Raw genomic sequence first — 1,227 nt, forward strand, 5'->3', positions numbered from 1 at the left:
GCATTGCCCTCGCCGCTGACCAGATTGGCAGTCGCAGAACAGGACTCGCGGGCCTACCCAGTCGGCTGCACCGAAACGCACTACATGGGGAAAGCGTCTGAGATCGCATTCTTCTCGGAATGCGTGATCTCCTCTTCGCGCTCGAGCTTTCGCAGTGCCGGCGCAGCTTTGTCCTAAACCTTGGAGAAGGCGTGTTCCTGTGCGTAGCGTTCCTCGCCTTGGACTGCCGAGAGCGTGTAGGTGTGTTTCGCGTGTGCGATGGAGCGCAGCGTTCGCTCCTCGTAGCCGTTCATCTCGCGGGAGTACCACCAGAGCTTCTGCTCGCCCTTCTGCAGGAAGTTGCGCTGGATCGCTTGTGGAAGGTGGTGGTGTCGTTTCGGGCTGTTGCTCATCTGCTATTCAATATGACCTTGCCCGCCCAGCATGTAAATGTCGAAGAGATATTCGATTGCGATGTTACAATTGGGGGAAATGGAATATGCCGGTCGACTACGGAGTGGGAACGCGGGGCGCCAGCTTCTGGCGACTATTCTGAGTGTCCCCGTCTCATGGGGAGGACGATGGGCATGACGACCGTGAATTCCTGGCTGTCAGAGTTGACGAGCTACTTCACCCCGTCGCCCACTCAGTTCGACGGCGCTAAGAGCCACGAAGATGCGATCGAGAAGCGACTCGACGCAGCGCTTGGCGTTTATCGAATGTTCGAAATCGGTTCGTTGCGTCTGACCGATCGGGAGGCGGTTGCACACCGATCTGCGATGACGAAGACGTTCCCTTCCCTGCCTCACTCGGCAGGTCGTGCGTTTGAGGCGCTGCGGGCAAGCCTTGAGGATCGGCCGAACCTGATGGTTGATCGATACCGCGAGGAGTCAACTCGGAGCTTCAAGGTCGGCGGGAAGCTCAGAACGATGCGTGTCTCCTCGCTGCGTCGTCCGAAGGTCGACACCTTCTTCCTGAGTCGCGCGCTGCTGCGGGTTGTTCGCGAAGACGTCGACGGCAAACTGTTAAAGCGTGCAATCAAGATGCGCCAACGACGTGAACACAAGCAGCGCTCAAACTAGCTTCTGCCGGGGTGCACTTGCCCGCATCTCCACTCCCGCTCGGTGCAGCGCTCGGGATACAGCCCCGTGTGAGAGTCCGTACTTCTGCTCAAGCTCGGCCATCGTCGCTCCGGTTTCGTACTCCCGCTTCATCGCCACAGCCTCATTCTCGCCCACCCTCCGCTTG

Annotated in this window: 3 protein-coding genes; 1 reads left to right on the plus strand and 2 read right to left on the minus strand. The window is 59.2% G+C overall.

Annotated features, from left to right (window positions below; all coding sequences use genetic code 11):
- Positions 1-173: 173 nt before the first annotated feature.
- Complete coding sequence (locus ACGG9C_RS17010; protein WP_286932951.1) at positions 174-392, minus strand: DUF4238 domain-containing protein; 219 nt, start codon at positions 390-392, stop codon at positions 174-176.
- A gap of 174 nt (positions 393-566) precedes the next feature.
- On the opposite strand from ACGG9C_RS17010, the gene ACGG9C_RS17015 reads away from it, so the two are divergent.
- Complete coding sequence (locus ACGG9C_RS17015) at positions 567-1,061, plus strand: hypothetical protein (RefSeq protein WP_390178951.1); 495 nt, start codon at positions 567-569, stop codon at positions 1,059-1,061.
- Here the strand turns inward: ACGG9C_RS17015 and ACGG9C_RS17020 are convergent.
- Entirely contained in the window at positions 1,053-1,193 is a 141-nt protein-coding gene (locus tag ACGG9C_RS17020; RefSeq protein WP_390178952.1) for a helix-turn-helix domain-containing protein, read from the minus strand. The genes ACGG9C_RS17015 and ACGG9C_RS17020 overlap by 9 nt on opposite strands.
- Positions 1,194-1,227: the final 34 nt, after the last annotated feature.

This window comes from Microbacterium sp. MTN4-26, assembly GCF_042846595.1.
In the GTDB taxonomy this organism is placed as follows: domain Bacteria; phylum Actinomycetota; class Actinomycetes; order Actinomycetales; family Microbacteriaceae; genus Microbacterium; species Microbacterium luteum.

Coding starts and splice junctions, on each gene's coding strand:
- ACGG9C_RS17020 (WP_390178952.1), bottom strand. CDS start 1,193: ATGAAGCGGGAGTACGAAACCGGAGCGACGATGGCCGAGCTTGAGCAG.
- ACGG9C_RS17015 (WP_390178951.1), top strand. CDS start 567: ATGACGACCGTGAATTCCTGGCTGTCAGAGTTGACGAGCTACTTCACC.
- ACGG9C_RS17010 (WP_286932951.1), bottom strand. CDS start 392: ATGAGCAACAGCCCGAAACGACACCACCACCTTCCACAAGCGATCCAG.